13 protein-coding genes are annotated in these 16,908 nt (G+C 68.2%); 8 read left to right on the forward strand and 5 right to left on the reverse strand.

All coding sequences use genetic code 11. From position 1 onward, the window contains the following. Positions 1–2: 2 nt before the first annotated feature. Positions 3–701: a DedA family protein gene (locus tag AC3ANJ_RS08205; protein ID WP_488319034.1), complete on the reverse strand. Its 699-nt coding sequence runs from the start codon at positions 699–701 to the stop codon at positions 3–5. Positions 702–744: 43 nt separating this feature from the next. Here AC3ANJ_RS08205 and AC3ANJ_RS08210 point away from each other — a divergent pair, with 43 nt between their 5' ends. The 3 genes from AC3ANJ_RS08210 (at position 745) to AC3ANJ_RS08220 (ending at position 5,423) form a co-directional block, all read left to right on the forward strand. Further along, positions 745–2,067 carry an anthranilate synthase component I family protein gene (locus AC3ANJ_RS08210; protein WP_488319035.1) on the forward strand — a complete coding sequence of 441 codons (1,323 nt, stop codon included), beginning with the start codon at positions 745–747 and terminating at the stop codon, positions 2,065–2,067. Positions 2,068–2,129: 62 nt separating this feature from the next. Continuing rightward, entirely contained in the window at positions 2,130–4,700 is a 2,571-nt protein-coding gene (leuS, locus tag AC3ANJ_RS08215) for a leucine--tRNA ligase (protein ID WP_488319036.1), read from the forward strand. A gap of 114 nt (positions 4,701–4,814) precedes the next feature. Continuing rightward, a complete protein-coding gene (locus AC3ANJ_RS08220) occupies positions 4,815–5,423 on the forward strand; it encodes a ComEA family DNA-binding protein (RefSeq protein ID WP_488319037.1) in 609 nt (202 codons plus the stop codon). A 173-nt stretch (positions 5,424–5,596) separates the two neighbouring features. Here AC3ANJ_RS08220 and AC3ANJ_RS08225 read toward each other — a convergent pair whose 3' ends face one another. Then, positions 5,597–6,841 (reverse strand): MFS transporter, encoded by a 1,245-nt coding sequence (locus AC3ANJ_RS08225; protein ID WP_488319038.1) that lies wholly within the window; start codon positions 6,839–6,841, stop codon positions 5,597–5,599. 471 nt (positions 6,842–7,312) lie between these two features. Here AC3ANJ_RS08225 and AC3ANJ_RS08230 point away from each other — a divergent pair, with 471 nt between their 5' ends. The 4 genes from AC3ANJ_RS08230 to holA all read left to right on the forward strand — a co-directional run bounded on the left by AC3ANJ_RS08230 (position 7,313) and on the right by holA (position 12,509). Then, positions 7,313–8,593 (forward strand): SH3 domain-containing protein, encoded by a 1,281-nt coding sequence (locus AC3ANJ_RS08230; protein ID WP_488319039.1) that lies wholly within the window; start codon positions 7,313–7,315, stop codon positions 8,591–8,593. Between the two features lie 145 nt (positions 8,594–8,738). After that, complete coding sequence (locus AC3ANJ_RS08235; protein ID WP_488319040.1) at positions 8,739–8,990, forward strand: DUF2283 domain-containing protein; 252 nt, start codon at positions 8,739–8,741, stop codon at positions 8,988–8,990. 149 nt (positions 8,991–9,139) lie between these two features. Beyond that, positions 9,140–11,467: a ComEC/Rec2 family competence protein gene (locus AC3ANJ_RS08240; RefSeq protein ID WP_488319041.1), complete on the forward strand. Its 2,328-nt coding sequence runs from the start codon at positions 9,140–9,142 to the stop codon at positions 11,465–11,467. A 10-nt stretch (positions 11,468–11,477) separates the two neighbouring features. Beyond that, entirely contained in the window at positions 11,478–12,509 is a 1,032-nt protein-coding gene (holA, locus tag AC3ANJ_RS08245; RefSeq protein WP_488319042.1) for a DNA polymerase III subunit delta, read from the forward strand. Positions 12,510–12,600: 91 nt separating this feature from the next. Here the strand turns inward: holA and rpsT are convergent, their stop codons facing one another. After that, positions 12,601–12,861: a 30S ribosomal protein S20 gene (rpsT, locus tag AC3ANJ_RS08250; RefSeq protein ID WP_406245480.1), complete on the reverse strand. Its 261-nt coding sequence runs from the start codon at positions 12,859–12,861 to the stop codon at positions 12,601–12,603. Between the two features lie 199 nt (positions 12,862–13,060). Between rpsT and AC3ANJ_RS08255 the strand changes: the two genes are divergently transcribed. After that, a complete protein-coding gene (locus AC3ANJ_RS08255) occupies positions 13,061–14,335 on the forward strand; it encodes an MFS transporter (RefSeq protein ID WP_488319043.1) in 1,275 nt (424 codons plus the stop codon). On the opposite strand, the gene AC3ANJ_RS08260 is transcribed toward AC3ANJ_RS08255, so the two are convergent. Together AC3ANJ_RS08260 and AC3ANJ_RS08265 are read right to left on the reverse strand one after the other, a co-directional pair. Next, positions 14,274–15,008 carry an alpha/beta fold hydrolase gene (locus AC3ANJ_RS08260; RefSeq protein WP_488319044.1) on the reverse strand — a complete coding sequence of 245 codons (735 nt, stop codon included), beginning with the start codon at positions 15,006–15,008 and terminating at the stop codon, positions 14,274–14,276. The genes AC3ANJ_RS08255 and AC3ANJ_RS08260 overlap by 62 nt on opposite strands. A gap of 89 nt (positions 15,009–15,097) precedes the next feature. Beyond that, positions 15,098–16,816 (reverse strand): ABC transporter family substrate-binding protein, encoded by a 1,719-nt coding sequence (locus AC3ANJ_RS08265; protein ID WP_488319045.1) that lies wholly within the window; start codon positions 16,814–16,816, stop codon positions 15,098–15,100. Positions 16,817–16,908 lie beyond the last annotated feature (92 nt).

The raw sequence follows: 16,908 nt of genomic DNA on the forward strand, positions 1-16,908 counted from the left end.
GATCAGTCTTTCATGCCCGGGCCGGTGCCCTCGCTCTCGCTCGCAGAAATCTGCTCGTCCGGGTGTTCGTGCATGTGCCGGCTCTCCCAGGCGCTGAGGGCCTTCTTACCGAGCAGAAGCACGACCAGGAAGACGACGATCACGCCGACGAAGATGTACCCCGCGAAATGCACCTGATCCACGAGCTCACGGAAGCTGCCTGCCGCCAGCGACGTGACGCTCACGTAGGCGGCCGCCCAGAGGATGCATGCCGGCGCCGTCCACGCCAGGAATCGGCGGTACGAGTAGCCGCTCATGCCGACGGTCAACGGCACGAGCGAGTGGAGTACCGGTAGGAAGCGCGACAGGAAGATCGCGAGACCGCCCCGCCGCCGCAGGTAGATTTCAGCGCGCGTCCAGTGCGCCTCGCCGATGCGCCGGCCGAGCCAGGAGTGCCGGATGTGCGGCCCGAGCCACCGGCCGAGGGCGAATCCGATGCTCTCGCCGATGAGCGCGCCGATGACCACGGCGACGCCCAGCGCGAGCCCCTCGGCGGGGCTGGCGACGCCCATCGCGGCGATGATCACGATCGTGTCGCCCGGGACGATGAGTCCGATGAGGATGCTCGTCTCCAGCAGCACCGCGACGCCGGCGATCAGCGTGCGTGCGATCGGGTCGACCGACTGCACGGCATCGAGCAGCCACAGCAGGAAGTCGTCCACGCTGACGAGGATACGCCGCGCCGCGCGGTCGTACGCTGGGAGCGTGCCGCACATCTCCGCCCTCCGCGCCAGAGCTCTTTCGGTGACCGCAGCGCCGGAGCAGCTGTTCCTGAGCGAGCAGGTCGAGCAGGAGTCCGTCTTCTGGCTGGACGCCGGTTCCGCAGCGCGCGACGGCTGGAGCATCGTCGGGTCCGGCGAGGTGGAGTCGGATGCCGAGGCACCCGGCGCCGTCCGCATCGACGACGTGCCGCCCCGCGACAGCGCGCGTCCGCCGTTCGCCGGCGGCTGGGTCGGCTGGAACGACTACGAATCAGGCGCCGCGGCGGCCGGTGCACCTGTCGCCGACCACGATCGCGCGAGCGGTGCGTGGCTCCGGGTGCGCCGCGCCGTCGCGTTCGATCACGCCTCCGGAGTGCTCTGGGCGCTGGCTGCCGAGGACGAACTCGATGCCTGGGCGTTCGAGGTCGCAGGGCGGTGCACCGCGGCATACGAACCCGTCGTCGCGGCGGACGCGGTGCCGTCGGTCGCGCGTGGCAGGCACGCACCCGGCGAATACGCGGCGCTCATCGAACGCTGCCGTGAGGCGATCCGCGCCGGCGAGGCGTATCAGCTGTGCCTCACGACGCGATTCGACGTCCCGGGTGCGCACGATCCCGTCCAGGCGTACCTGCGGCTGCGGCACGCGACGCCGGCGCACCACGGCGGATTCATCCGGATCGGTGGGCGTGCGCTGCTCAGCGCCAGCCCGGAGCAGTTCCTCTTCACCGACCGCGGCCGCATCGTCACGCGTCCGATCAAGGGAACGCGGCCGCGCTCCTCCGACCCCGTCGAGGATGCCGCCCTCGCCGTCGCCCTCGTCGAGAGCGTCAAGGAGCGGGCCGAGAACGTCATGATCGTCGACCTCATGCGCAACGACCTGTCGCAGGTCTGCACCCCGGGATCGATCCGCGTCGACGGTCTGTGGGAGGTGGAGAGCTACCCGGCCGTGCACCAGCTCGTGAGCACGGTGAGCGGGGCGCCTGCGCGATCGACAAGCGTCGCCGATCTGTTCGCCGCGGCCTTCCCTGCCGGAAGCATGACCGGAGCCCCGAAGCTGTCGGCGATGACGATCCTGCACCGTCTGGAGCAGGGGTCGCGGGGCGTGTACAGCGGATGCTTCGGATACATCGGCTTGGACGGCGCGATCGATCTGGCGATGGTGATCCGCAGCATCCTGATCGACGAGCGGGGCGCCCACGTCGGAGCCGGTGGGGGCATCACCTGGGGCTCCGTGGCGGATGCCGAGGTCGCCGAGGTCGCGATCAAGGCGAGGGCTCCGCTGAGGGCCCTCGGTGCGCAGCTGCCGGACGCCTGGCTCGCGGAATGATCCGATAACCTGGAACTTCGCGATCTCCGCGTTCCCCTGCTTTCCAGATTGGCCGTTCGCTCTTGTCCGAGAACACGTTTGAAGAAGCATCCGCTCTGCCGTCGCCGCACGCCCTGCAGGTGAAATGGCAGAAGTACTGGGCCGAGAACGAGACCTTCCTCGCGGGCGGATCCGATGACACGCGACCGCGCAAGTACGTGCTGGCGATGTTCCCGTACCCCTCCGGCGACCTGCACATGGGGCATGCCGAGAACTACCTCTACTCCGACATCGTCGCGCGCTTCTGGCGTCACCGCGGTCACAACGTCCTGAACCCGATCGGGTGGGACTCGTTCGGACTGCCGGCCGAGAACGCCGCGATCCGTCGCGGTGCCGACCCGCGCGAGTGGACGTACAAGAACATCGCGCAGCAGAAGGCCGGCTTCGAGCAGTACGGCGTCTCCTTCGACTGGACGCGCGTGCTGCACACCTCCGACCCGGATTATTACCGCTGGAACCAGTGGCTGTTCCTGAAGCTGCACGAGCGCGGGCTCGCGTACCGCAAGAAGAGCCCGGTGAACTGGTGTCCGAACGACCAGACCGTGCTGGCGAACGAGCAGGTCGTCGACGGGCGTTGCGAGCGGTGCGGTGCCGAGGTCGTGAAGAAGAAGCTCACGCAGTGGTATTTCAAGATCACCGACTACGCCGACCGTCTGCTGGACGACCTGAACCAGCTCGAGGGCTTCTGGCCGCACAAGGTGCTGCAGATGCAGCGCAATTGGATCGGCCGTTCGGTCGGCGCTGACATCGACTTCCTGATCGAGGGACGCGACGAGCCGGTGACGGTCTTCTCGACGCGCCCTGACACCCTGCACGGGGCGACGTTCTTCGTGGTCGCCCCGGACTCCGATCTGGCGTCGGAGCTGGCCGCCGGTGCACCGGAGGACGTGCGCGCGCGCTTTGCGGTGTACCTGGCCGACGTGCAGAAGACCACGGACATCGACCGCCAGGCGACCGATCGCCCGAAGACCGGTGTCTTCCTGGAGCGCTACGCGGTCAACCCGGTCAACGGCGAGAAGCTGCCGATCTGGGCCGCCGACTACGTGCTGGCCGATTACGGTCACGGTGCCGTCATGGCCGTCCCCGCGCACGACCAGCGCGACCTCGACTTCGCACGTGCCTTCGATCTGCCGATCAAGGTCGTCGTCGACACGACGGCCCCGGTCACCGGGGCGATGCCGATCATCGAGGTCGACGAGGACGGTGTTCCGATCGACACGCTGCCGAGCCTCGACGACCAGCACCCGTCGGTCACCGGCGTGGCGCTGACCGGCGAGGGCCGCCTGATCAACTCCGGCGAGCTGAACGGGATGTCCAAGCGCACGGCGATCGCCCGCACGATCGAGAAGCTCGAGGCGGCCGGCACCGGCCGCGCGGCGAAGAACTACCGCCTGCGAGACTGGCTGATCTCGCGCCAGCGCTTCTGGGGCACGCCCATCCCCATGCTGCACGCCGAGGACGGCCGGATCATCCCGGTGCCCGAGGAGCAGCTGCCGGTGAAGCTGCCCAGCATCGAAGGCCTCGACCTGTCGCCGAAGGGCGCCTCGCCGCTGGGCGCTGCCGAAAGCTGGGTGCGCACGACCGACCCCGCCACTGGCGACCCCGTGCTGCGCGATCCGGACACGATGGACACCTTCGTGGACAGCTCGTGGTACTTCCTGCGGTTCCTGTCGCCCGGCAACGAGCAGGTTGCATTCGAGCCGGCGCAGGCCGACCGCTGGGCCCCCGTCGCCAGCTACATCGGTGGCGTCGAGCACGCGATCCTGCACCTGCTGTACGCGCGTTTCATCACCAAGGTCCTCTTCGACATGGGCTTGATCGACTTCACCGAGCCGTTCTCCAGCCTGATCAACCAGGGCATGGTGATTCTGGACGGCGCGAAGATGTCGAAGTCCAAGGGCAACCTCGTGCTGTTCCAGGAGGAACTCGACGCGCACGGCGCCGATGCACTGCGCGTCGGACTCGCGTTCGCCGGCCCCGTGGAGGACGACAAGGACTGGGCCGATGTGTCCACCACCGGAGCGCAGAAGTTCCTCGCCCGCGCGTTGCGCGCCGCGCACGATGTCGCCAGCCCCGTCGACGTCATCTTCGCCGGTGGTGACGCCGCTCTGCGCCGCGGCACCCACCGCCTGCTGGCCGATGCCCCTGCGCTGGTCGAGCAGACGAAGTTCAACGTCCTCGTCGCACGTCTGATGGAGCTGGTGAACCTCACCCGCAAGACCATCGACTCCGGGGCAGGCGCCGCCGACCCGGCCGTGCGCGAGGCTGTGGAGACCATCGCCGTCATGCTCGATCTCATCGCACCGCACACCGCGGAGGAGATGTGGGAGGTGCTCGGTCACGAACCGTCCGTCGGCCTCGTCCAGTGGCGCTCCGCCGACCCTTCGCTGCTCGTGGAGGACTCCATCACCGCTGTCGTCCAGGTGGGTGGCAAGGTCCGCGCTCAGCTCGAGGTATCGGCCAAGATCGGCGCCGAGGAGCTCGAGAAGCTCGCTCGCGCCGATGAGCGCGTGATCCGCGCGATCGGCGACAAGGAGATCGTGAAGGTCGTCGTCCGCGCCCCGAAGATCGTGAGCATCGTCGTCAAGGGCTGACCTGGCTGTGGGCTGAGTCCACTCGCACTGCACCGATCCCGGCATCTCCGGAGTTCTCCACGGATGCCGGGATCACTGCATCCGGGCCACCGCATGCGTGCGTAATGTGGCGGAGTGCCAGCCGATCCCGAGACGTCAGAGGCCCGCCAGCGGGCACGTCTGAAGCTCGGCGTGGGCGCCGCCGTCGTGCTCGGGCTGGTCGTGCTGTCCGGTGCCGTCGGTCTCGGCATCCTCAGAGGTCAGGCGTCGCCGTCTCAGGTGATCGACACGTCGGATGCCGGGTCTGCGACGGTCGCTCCGGCAGAGGTGTACGTGCACGTCCTCGGGCGGGTGTCGCATCCAGGGCTGTACGTGCTGGAGCAGGGCACGCGGGTCGCCGATGCGCTGGCGGCGGCGGGCGGCACGCTCGACGACGCCGACCTTCAGGCCGTGAACCTGGCCCGGTTGCTGTCGGACGGCGAACAGATCGTCGTGCCGCAAGTCGGCGCGGCACCCGCACCGGGCTCGGTCGCCCCCGGAACGGGCGGAGACGGCGTCATCGACCTGAACTCCGCGGACCAGGCAGCGCTGGAGACGCTGCCGCGGATAGGTCCGGCACTGGCGGAGCGGATCATCCAGTGGCGCGACGACAACGGCCGATTCGCCTCCGTCGACGATCTGCTCGCGGTGCCCGGGATCGGGGAGAAACTGCTCGAGGGGTTGCGGGACAAGGTGCGGGTGTGAGCGGGCGGGCGGATCGGCTGCGCTGAGACGCGTGCGGGTGGGCTCTCGGCTCCAGCCGCTGTCTGAGCGGCTGGCCGAGATCAGGGGTAGCTGGCCATGAGTGGTGCCTGGGTCGCACTCGGCGCAACTGGTCGACGAGGCTGGACAAGCCCCCGCGCATTCTGACGGCATCGCTATCGCGTCACAGAGGATGCCAGGGCGGGAAGCTCCCGTACCGACGGGAGAGCGGAAGTCAGGACGACGACCAGCTGCGCGGCGAAGACGATGACCGCCGCTGCGATGCACCAGGACATTCCGACCGTGGCCGCTAGGACGACGCCCAGCCCTGCGCCGATAGGTCGGGCGCCGTATGTGGAGACCACGACCAACGACGACACTCGGCCGATCATCGGTGCCGGGGTGACGGCCTGACGGAGCGATGTGGTGGATATGGTCCACAGGACTGGTCCGAGCCCGAAGAGGAAGAACGACGCGAACGCGAAAGCGGATGCAGGTACCCACAGGGTTGTGACCATCAAGGTGGCGGCGATGAACCCGCCGGCCGGCCCGAGCACCGTCACCAGCCCGAACCGCAAGCGTCGTGACAGCGGTCCGGAGAGCGCGGCGCCGATCACCATTCCGCCTCCGTTGGCGCCCAGGGCGATTCCGACCGTGGTCGGTGTCATTCCCAGCCGGCCGAGTGCATGGACGACGAAGACGGATTGGATCAGGAACCAGCCGATATTGAAGATGGTCGAGGTGACGATCATCGGCCTGAGCAGCCGGTGCCCCATCACGTAGCGGATGCCGTGGGCGACGTCGCTCCAGGCAGAGGCGCGGGTCGAGAATGCGGTTCCGGGGATGTCGAGTCGAATCAGCAGCGCGGCAGCGGCGGCGCAGGCGATGGTGGCGACCACGAGTGCCGTGCTGGCATTGGTCGCCGACACGATGGCGCCGGCGAGGATAGGGCCGGATATGAAGGCGGTGCTCCGTCCGAGTTCCAACCAGCGGTTGGCGTCCATCAGGTGCTCGGATGCCACGAGCCGCGGTACCGAGGAGGGGACGGCGACGCTGACGCCCACGGTGCCGATCGCGCCGACGAATCCGAGGACGAGGAGCGCGCCGAGGGAGAGCGCATCGAGTGCGATAAGCATGACGATGGTGCCCAGCGTGGCCATGCGCAGCAGCTCCGAGGCGAGAAGTACTCGCTGGGGGGACGTGCGATCGATGATGAGTCCGAACGGCAGTGCGAGCACGAGGAACGGCAGCGTCTGGGCGACCTGGAGCAGTGCCGTCTCCGTTGCTCCGGCACCGAGCATCAGGACGGCAGCGAGGGGTACGGCGACCAGTGCGATCTGTTCTGCCATCTGGGTGGTCACGCTCGACCACGCGATCCGTGTGAACGCGCGCGGGAGAGGATCGCGTCTGGGTGTGCTCATGCTTCGAGTCCACCAGTGACGAGCCCGCAGTTCCGGCGGAAATCAGACGTCGCATCCGCTCGAACCGAGGGATGCGCGCTCGTTCAGGAGCAGCTGACTTCACCGAATGGCAGGGTAGCCGCGGATGCAACGCTTTCGCGTGCCCCCTGTGTATGGGAAGAAGGCGCGGAGATCGGTCTGCCCACGAAATCCTCCGAAAGCTCACCCTCGTGATTCGTCGCTGTCGAGGCTGATTCGGGTCCCACGGGACGTCACCACCCACCCCCGGGTCAAGAGATACCCGCAGGGCTTCGACTCGCAGAGCCGGATGCCAAGATCGGGCGCGGGCTGAGCACGAGGTCAACAATTCAAGCGCTCGAATGAGAGCGGATACGTCGTTTCTATTTGTAACTCGCGATGAAACCGACCGCACCGATAATGTCGTGAATGCTGCGCGCCCCCACCGCGCCATCCCGCTTTGACCGGAGAATCATGAGACTCAGATCACGTCATGCACTGGCTGTTGCCACCGCGATCGCGCTGGGCGCCACGGGGCTGTCGCCGGCCGCCGCAGTCGCTGTTGTCCCCGTCTCGGCTACCCAGAGCGCGGCAGCCACCTCCGGACCTGCGGCCACGACCTTCGTGATGCCGCTCGCGGCGAAGTCGTACGACGTTTCGGCGTGGCAGGGTCCGCGCTGCATGCCGGCCCCAGGCGCCACCACGTCGCACGGCGGCGTCGACCTCGCGACGAAGAACGGTTCGCCGATCTATGCCGTCGCGGCAGGCGTCGTCACCGCTGCCGTCTCGGGAACCAGCTCGGTCGCCGGACACATCGACATCCGACACACCGTCGGCAAGGTCACTTACACGACGAAGTACCTGCACGTCTGGTCGGCGACGACCTACGTGAAGGTCGGCCAGGTCGTGAAGGCCGGGCAACGGATCAGCTCCGTGGGCACGAGCGGAAACACCACCGGCCCGCATCTGCACCTGGAGCTCTGGGAACATACGGCGGGCGGGAGCAAGCTGCTCGATCCGGTCCCTTGGTTGAAGAGCCGCGGCGTCGATGTGGTCAAGCAGGCCACCCGGATCACCGCCAAGACGGCACCCAGCACCTGCACGTATTACACGACCGGAGCGGTGAACCTGCGCGCAGGAGCATCGACTTCAACGGCGGTCGTCGTGAAACTCGCCGCCGGCACCATGGTCACGGCGGTACCGGGCCAGGTCTCCAACTCGTTCCTGCCGGTCAAGGCGGGTTCACGCAGCGGTTGGATAGCGAACTGGCTGCTCACCCCGAAGCGCCCCGCCGTTTCAACTCCGGAGCCGGCACCCGCCCCGGCGCCAGCTCCATCTGCTGTCACGTACAAGACCACAGCAGCTCTGAACCTGCGGCCCACGGCGTCGACGAGCCAGAAGGCACTGCTGACGATCCCCAAGGGCAAGGACGTCGGTCAGATCCTCGCCTCGAGCGGTTCGTGGCGCAAGGTGACATACGCCGGGAAGACCGGTTGGGTGCACAGCGACTTCCTCACGAAGTCGACCTCGACGTCCCCGGCGCCGAAGCCTGCGCCGGCACAGCAGCCAGCAACCTACAAGACCACGGCGGCGTTGAACCTGCGGCCCACGGCATCGACCAGCCAGAAGCCGCTGCTGACAATCCCGAAGGGCAGGAGCGTCGGCCAGATCCTCGCGTCGAGCGGTTCGTGGCGCAAGGTGACGTACGCCGGGAAGACCGGTTGGGTGCACAAGGACTTCCTCACGAAGCAATGACGTCTGAACCGCGTCGTTCATGAAGCAGAGGTCGGGTTGATATTCGGCTGGCAGATACCCGGAGCCCGCTCTGGTCGGGCGAGCCATCCCGCTATCTCTCGGCTGGGACAGCGCGAGTGTCACACCTCGCCGTAGGCTTCCACACATGCGCACCACGTTCGATGCCGATGCAGACGCCGCCTACATCTCCCTCGCGCCCAAGACAGCGTCGGGACCCTCTGTGCGGAACGTAGAGGTCGAGAGCACTGACGGATCCGTCGTGCTCGACTTCGATGCTGAAGGCGTGCTGCTCGGCGTGGAAGTGCTGGGCGCGACGAAGATCCTGGATCGGGAATTCCTCGATGCCGCTGAGCGGATTGACGCACCAGTTGAACTCGGACGCTGGGCCTCGCACTAGATCTGCACAGATCCCGGAGTCGCTGGAACTGTCCACGGATGCCGGAATCGTCGCGTTGCGACACTGACGCGTGCGTAGCGTGGCGGGGTGCCCGCGGAATCCAGTACGCCCCGGCCGCGCCCACGGGCGCGGTGCAGCAGGGTGCGCGTGTGAATCGCCGCGATCTGAGACTCGTGCCTGTCGCGACCGTCGCCTGGGCTGCTGCATTGGCGTGCGTGTTCGTGCCGGCGTTGGGCTGGTGGATGCTGGCATTCGCGCTGGTCGTGGGCGCGGTGTGCGTCGTCGCGGCGCAGCGGGGTCGCATCAGCTGGGCGCCGCTGGCCGCTCTGGCGTGCGCCGGCGCGGCGGCAGCCGCGCTGACCTGCGCGCTCACCGTGCCAGCGCGCGCGTCGGTCTCGGAATTCAATGGACGTGTCGTGACGGTCGAGGCCGATGTGACGTCTTCGAGCACGACGGGCGTCGACGGCCGCTCGTGGTTCGACGCGCAGACCGTGCGGTTGGGGCCTAAGGGCTCCGAGCGCGAGCTGTCGGTCGCGGTGCGGATCGGGACGGATGAACTGGACGGCGCGGTTCTGGGTGCGCGGGTCCGGGTGACAGGTCAGGTGATGGCGACCGAGCCGTCCGAGCGCGCGGCACTCGTGGTCTTCGCGACGTCGGCCGAGGTGATCGCGCCGGCCGTGGGCGTGTTCGCGATCGCCGCCGCGACGCGAGTGGAGTTCGTCGCACGTGCTGTGAGTCTCCCCGAGCCCGGGGCCGGCCTGCTTCCCGGACTCGCCGTTGGCGACACGACCGCCGTATCGGCCGAGCTGAACGACGCGATGCTCACCAGCGGACTCTCACACCTCACAGCGGTCAGCGGCGCGAACTGCGCGATAGTGGTGGGTGCCGCGTTCTGGTTCGTCGCGCTGTGCGGCGGCGGCCGGAAGACCCGCGTGTGCGTCGCCCTGGCGACGCTCGCCGCGTTCGTCGTGCTGGTGACACCGGAACCGAGCGTGATCCGTGCGGCGACCATGTCCGGTCTCGGCATGCTCTCGGTGCTGCTCGGTCGTCCGAGCGCGGGCGTGAGCGTGCTGTGTCTCGCCGTCACCGGCATCCTCGTGGCGGATCCGTGGTTGGCGGCGACGCCGGGGTTCGCCCTGTCGGCCGCGGCGACGGGGGCGCTGATCCTTCTCGCACCGCCGCTCGCACGGGGTCTCGAACGCTGGGTTCCGGCTCCGCTCGCGCTGGGCCTTGCTGTGCCTGTCGCCGCGCAGCTGGTGTGCGGCCCGATCATCGCGCTGTTCGCCGAGCAGCAGTCCCTGATCGGCATCATCGCGAACATGCTCGCCGCTCCCGCCGCGCCGATCGCGACGGTCGTCGGCCTGCTCGCGTGCCTCGCAGCGCCGGTTCCGCTCGTCGCCGACCTTCTTGCGGCTTCCGCCTGGCTGCCGGCCGCATGGATCGCGACGACCGCGACGACGACGGCTGCGATGCCAGGGGCGCAGCTGCTCGTCGTCCCCGGCATCCTCACGGCGGCCATCGTCCTTGTGGTGAGTGCGTCCTGTGCGGTGCTGCTGTGCCGCAACCGCGCACGGACGGCGACCTCGTCGGGGCTTCGGCGCGCCGCCGGCGCCGTGCTCGTGGTCGCGGTCGCGTTGGGGGCGGCGCGCGTCCTGCTGGACGGCCCGCTCGCAGTCGTCGCTGTATCAGCCGACTGGTCGATCGCGGCATGTGATGTCGGGCAGGGCGACGGGCTCGTCGTGCGTTCCGATGCGCGGATCGCGGTGATCGACACCGGGCCGGAACCCGAGGCGCTGACTCACTGCCTGTCGTCGCTCGGCGTCGAAAGGATCGACCTGCTCGTGCTCACGCATTTCGACCTCGACCACGCGGGTGGCGCATCCGCGCTGGTCGGCCACGTCGGCACGCTGCTGCACGGACCGGTGGGGGAGGCGGAAGACGAACGCCTGATTGCTTCGTTCGCGGCGGGCGGCGCGGCGACGGTCGAAGCATCCGCCGGTCAGCGCGGAACCCTCGGCGCCGCGGACTGGCGGGTGCTCTGGCCGCGCGCGCACCAGGCGGCATTCCCCGCGGGCAATGACGCGAGTGTCGTCATCGAGATCGAGGGCACCGACGTGCCTCGGTCGATCTTCCTCGGCGACCTGTCGGCGACCCCGCAACGTCTGCTCGCGGCATCCGGAGCGCTCAGGCCGCCGTACGAGGTGGTCAAGGTCGCGCATCACGGGAGTGCGGACCAGGATGCCGGGCTGTACGCCGCTCTGAGCCCGGCGGTCGCCCTCTTCAGCGCCGGCGCCGACAACGACTACGGGCATCCACGGAAAGAGACCCTGGATCTCGTCGCGGCGACCGGAGCGACCTCGCTGCGCACCGATCTGCAGGGCCGTGTCCTGGTGGGCCGGCGCGAGGGCGAACTCGTCGTCTGGACGGAGCGTTCGGACGACGCGGACGCACCGTCCGAGGTCGGCGGCCCCGGGTAGGCTGGCATCTATGGCAGCCGCTCGCACCCCCGCACGCAAGGCGGCGGCGAAGATCCCGCAGGTGTCGTGGCGAGAGCCGCGTCCCGCACCGCTCGTGCTCGTCTCCGGGCCAGAGGAGGTGTGTGCGGAGCGGGCCATCGCCGGCATCCGCGAATACCTCCGCGCCGAGGATCCGGCGCTCGAGGTCAGCGACATCCGCGCCGATGACTACGCCGCAGGGACCCTGCTCGCCGTCACATCGCCCTCACTGTTCGGCGAACCGCGCCTGGTGCGGGTCTCCGGTGTCGAGAAGTGCTCGGATGCCTTCCTGAACGAGGCGGTGTCGTACCTCGAGAATCCTCAAGACGGCGCGACCGTGGTCCTGCGTCACACCGGTGCGAGCGTCCGCGGCAAGAAGCTCCTCGACGCGCTGCGTGGTGGCTCAGGCGGCGGAATCGAGATCGCGTGCCCGGCGGTCAAGCGCGACAGTGACCGATTCGATTTCGCCGCGGGGGAGTTCAAGGCCGCGAACAAGCGCATCCAGCCGCAGGCCCTGCGTGCTCTGGTGTCCGCATTCGCCGATGATCTCACAGAGCTCGCCGCCGCGTGCCAGCAGCTGATCAACGACGTCCAGGGCGACATCTCCGAGGACGTCGTCACGAAGTACTACGGCGGTCGTGTCGAGGTCTCCGCGTTCGTGGTGGCCGACACAGCGATCGCGGGGCGCTATGGCGAGGCTCTGGTGTCGCTCCGGCACGCCCTCGCCTCCGGCGCCGATCCTGTTCCGATGGTCGCCGCGTTCGCGATGAAGCTGCGCACGATGGCGAAGGTCGCCGGCATCCGCGGGTCGAGCCGCGAGATCGCGACCAGGCTGGGCATGAAGGACTGGCAGATCGACCGAGCGCGCCGCGACCTGGCCGGGTGGAACGAGCGATCGCTCGGGCTCGCGATCCAGGCGACTGCGCGAGCGGATGCTGAGGTGAAGGGTGCGGCGCGCGATCCGATCTTCGCCCTCGAGCGCATGGTGACGGTCATCGCGACGCGCACCCCGTTCGGCGAGTAGGGCTCGGGCGGACGTCCTCCGGGTACGACGAAGGCCCGCACCGCGAACGGGACGGGCCTTTCGAAGAATCAGCTCAGCGAGCGGATGCAGCTCAGAGAGCGGCGACCTGCTTGGCGATCGAGGACTTGCGGTTCGCCGCCTGGTTCTCGTGGATGACGCCCTTGCTGACGGCCTTGTCGAGCTTCTTGGTCGCCTTCTTCAGCGCTGCCTCGGCAGCAGCCTTGTCACCGGCGGCGATGGCCGCACGGGTCTGACGGACGACGGTCTTGAGCTCGGACTTGACAGCCTTGTTGCGGGCCGTCGCCTTCTCGTTGGTCTTGATGCGCTTGATCTGCGACTTGATGTTTGCCACGCGTAGAAGCTTTCGTTCAGAGATGGGATTGGGAATGCCGGGAGCAGTAGAGGGGCTGCTGTCCGACGGTCGTGAGGGGTTCACCCACACGCAAGCCAAGAACCAATGCTACCAGGTTTGCCGCGAACCGCCGTGCGCGGCTGGCGCTTGGCGCTGTGGATACGGCAAGCTGAGCGCAGCCGAGCCGAAGGAGCCGCCGATGCCGCATGCGTCTGCCACGCGAACGGCCAGGGTCGGCCGCGGCTGGATGACCGTCTTCGCCATCGCGTGGCTCGCGGTGTGGACCGTGCAGCTCACGCCCGTTCAACTGCTGCTTCCCCTCCAACTGGACACGCAGCGCACGCAGGGCGCGGAGGGCGGGTGGATCGGGGGCGTCGTGTGGGCAGGTCTCATCCTGTCCATCGGGGGGCTTGCGGGCGTCGTCGCAGGGCCGGTGGCGGGGACGCTGTCCGATCGCACGATCTCGCGGTGGGGACGACGGCGGCCCTGGATCCTCGGCGGCTCGGTGCTCACCGCGGCATCCCTCGTCCTGACCGGTGCCGGCACCGTGCCGATCGCGGTCGGTGCGGCCTGGATCGGCGTCTCGACGGGTATCGCGGTCGTGTCGGCGGCCCTGACGGCGCTGATCGCCGATCAGGTCGAGGCGCAGCGCGGCACGGCATCCGCCCTGGTGAGCTCCGCGCAGGCCGTCGGGATCGTCGTCGGGGTCGGCGCGGTCGTTCTGCTCGGACTCGGCATCGCCGAGAGCTATCTGGTGCTGGCGGGTTTCATCCTCGTCGTCGGGTTCGCGGCCGCGGCGCTGCTCCCAGATCCGCCGGCCGTGAGGCGACCTCTCGGCGTCGACGCAGCGGCTCGCGACCGCTGGGGCGCGCTGCGGGATCACGATTTCATCTGGCTCCTTTTCAGCCGGCTCGCCGTCAACATCGGCAACGCACTCGGGACGGCGCTGCTGCTGTTCTATCTGCTCTACGGGGTCGGATCACCGGCGGACACCGCCGAGGACGACCTGCTCGTCCTCATCGTGATCTACACGGTGTTCGTCGTGGCGGCATCGCTTTTGGCCGGCACGATCTCAGACCGCACGGGTCGCCGGCGGACGCTGGTGATCGCCGCCGCGTTGGTGCAGGCGCTGTCGGCAGTGCTCATCCTGTTGTCTCCGACGTTCCTCGGAACGGCGATTGCAGCGGCCGTCATGGGGGTCGGTTACGGCGGCTACATGTCGGTGAGTCTCGCCCTGGCGACCGATCTGCTGCCGGATGGCAGGGATAACGCCAGGGATCTCGGCGTCGTGAACGTATCCGCCAGCCTGGGGCAGCTGCTCGGTCCGCTGATCGGCGCCGGCCTGGTCGCCGCGGTCGGAGGATTCTGGCTGCTGTTCTTGGCGGCGGGGGCGCTGTCCGTGATCGGAGCGATCATGACGACGGCTGTGCGTCCCGTTCGAGAGTCGCGACGGCCAGATCCAGCAGTGCGTTGAAGACCCGAGGCCGCATCGCGGTGACCAGGTGCGTCGTCCGCGGTACGACGATGAGTTCGGAGTGCGGCGTCAGCTGCTGGAAGAGCCGCTCGTGGATGCGCAGCTGATCGAATTGACCGTTGATCCACCACACCGGGATCCGGATGCGGGGGAGCGCCGTCTCGAGATCCAGCTCGCCGAGACTGGTCAGCGCGACGCCCTGCGTGTCGAACGCGTAACCGCCGGCCTCGAAGTCCGCACGGGTGTCCTCGGGGAGCGTCGCGGCCAGCATGCGCCTGGTGAGCCACAGTCCGCGATCGGGCAGCGCATCGAACCGCTGCGTGAGGAAGCGATACGTCGACAGAGCGACGCCGCGGGGGAACGTCGTGCAGGCGGCGCCGATGAGCCCCGCGAGTGGCGGAGTATCCTTCTGCCCGGCGTACGCCACCGAGAGCAGACCGCCCATCGACTGGCCGACGAGCAGCACAGGCGCCTCGGCCGCGGCATCCCGTACGGCGCGGTCGATCGTCGCCGATGCCGCGGTCAGTGTGAACGGCTCGTGCATGCGCGAGCCGTGCCCCGGGAGATCCACGGCAACGGCGCTGACGCCGCGTGCCGCGAGATGGTCGAGTTGGCTGCGCCACATGGTCCGTGACGTTCGGATGCCGTGGACGAGGACGACGCGGGGTTTCACGAGCCTCAGCATAGAGAACAGACCCGCCGGAGAACGCGAAAGCGGGGCCGGTGGATCAACCACCGGCCCCGCCTCAGGAGTGCGAGAAGTTACTCCTTCTCGTAGCCCACGTTCTCGACCGGCGTGATGCCGAACAGGTCGAGGCCGACGTACGGCTCAGGCGTGAGGTTCGCCAGGCCGGCCTTGACGGTCCAGATCTCCGGGCCGTTCAGGACGGGGATGATGCCCCAGGTCTCGGAGAAGATCTGAGCTTCCATCTCCATGGCCTTCTTCGTCTGCTCCACCGGGTCGGAGATCGTCTCCAGCTCCTCGTGGATCATCTTGTCGATCTCCGGGGTGCCGGTGCCCGACAGGTTCAGGCCGCTGTCCGAGCAGTACAGCTGGCAGAACCAGGCGGCACCGAACGGGTCGGACGACGTGAAGTTGAGGAAGAAGATGTCACCGTTCTGCGTGTTGTAGTCCTCGGCGAACTCCGCGGACGGACGCTGATCGATCTCGACCTCGACGCCGACGGCTTCGAGCTGCGACTGCACCGCGAGCGAACGCGCGCGGGCGGTCTCGGTGTCGGAGTGGACCGGGAAGACGAGCGACAGGCGCTGGCCGTCCTTCTCGCGGATGCCGTCCTCACCGGGAACCCAGCCGGCCTCGTCGAGGAGCTTGTTGGCACCTTCGGTGTCGCCGTCCTTGCGGCCGGCCTCCTCGAGAGCGTTGCTGTAGTCCGGCTGGAACGAGAACAGCGTCAGCGATCCAGCGGGCTCCTCGGTGTAGTTGAGACCGTTGAAGACGATCTCCTTGATCTGCTCGATGTTGATCGCCTCGAAGACCGCCTTGCGGACCTCGAGCTCGGAGAGCACCGGGTTCGTGGCGTTCAGCGTGAAGATCGCGTTCGCGGTCGCCTGACCGCTGTAGGTCTCGACGCCCTCGAGGTCCTCGACCTGGGCCAGCAGCTCGGCGCTGCCAGTCTCGGCCATGTCGACCTCGCCGTTGCGCAGCGCGTTGACGGCAGCGGTCGGCTCCATCTGGATGAAGGTGACCTTGTCGAGCAGCGGCTCGTCGCCCCACCACTTCGGGTTCGGCGCGAGCGTGACGACGCCACCGGTCTTGTCGTAGTCCTCGACCGTGTAGGGACCTGCGCCCCACTCGGGGTGCCAGTCACCGAGGAACGCGGTGTTGAAGAGCTCCGGCGTGTTGACAGCCGGGTGCAGCAGCTGGGAGAAGACCATCTCGGGCCAGGCGAACTCGCCCTTGAAGGTGACGATGACGTCGTGGTCGTTCTCGCCGGCCTCGACGGACTCGATTTCCTTCCAGCCGTCGGTCGCGTTCGGCAGGTACTCCGGGTTCTCACCGTTCTGGGCCGTCCAGGTGGCCTGGAAGGCGGTGACGTCGATCGGAGTGCCGTCGTTCCAGACAGCCTTCTCGTTGACCTTGAAGTGCAGGACGGTCTTGCCGTCCTCGACACCGAAGGAGTAGTCGTCGAGGTACGCCGGGTTCGGCTTGACCGTGCCGTCCGGGTCCATCAGCAGCACCTGCGGGCGGAACCAGGTTCCGACCTGCGTGACGCGAGCGTCGCCATCGCTGTGGAAGTAGTTCAGCTGCTCCGCGATGTTGGAGATGGGGATGCGCAGCTCGCCACCGGCCTCGAGGTTCTCGCGGGGCTGGGGGTTGTAGTCGGCGCCTTCGACGGTCTGAGGGCCTTCGCCCTCGCCTTCGTTGCCGCCGCCGTTGGTCGCTGGTGCACATGCGCTCATGGCGAGTGCGAGGGCGCCACCGAGAGCGGCGATGCCCATCAGCTTCTGATGCCGTTTCATGGTACTCCTTAGTGCCTGTCGGCCTTACTTGGGATAGGGGCAGACTATTCCGCCCCTGGCGAGCGGATCGCATTGCGTGCCGATTCGTTATC

Source organism: Microbacterium sp. STRO-1N (assembly GCF_057748015.1).

Excerpts from the sequence above, each read along its gene's own strand:
- AC3ANJ_RS08225 (WP_488319038.1), bottom strand. The coding sequence starts at position 6,841 with ATGAGCACACCCAGACGCGATCCTCTCCCGCGCGCGTTCACACGGATC.
- AC3ANJ_RS08230 (WP_488319039.1), top strand. The coding sequence starts at position 7,313 with ATGAGACTCAGATCACGTCATGCACTGGCTGTTGCCACCGCGATCGCG.
- AC3ANJ_RS08235 (WP_488319040.1), top strand. The coding sequence starts at position 8,739 with ATGCGCACCACGTTCGATGCCGATGCAGACGCCGCCTACATCTCCCTC.
- holA (WP_488319042.1), top strand. The coding sequence starts at position 11,478 with ATGGCAGCCGCTCGCACCCCCGCACGCAAGGCGGCGGCGAAGATCCCG.
- AC3ANJ_RS08255 (WP_488319043.1), top strand. The coding sequence starts at position 13,061 with ATGCCGCATGCGTCTGCCACGCGAACGGCCAGGGTCGGCCGCGGCTGG.
- AC3ANJ_RS08265 (WP_488319045.1), bottom strand. The coding sequence starts at position 16,816 with ATGAAACGGCATCAGAAGCTGATGGGCATCGCCGCTCTCGGTGGCGCC.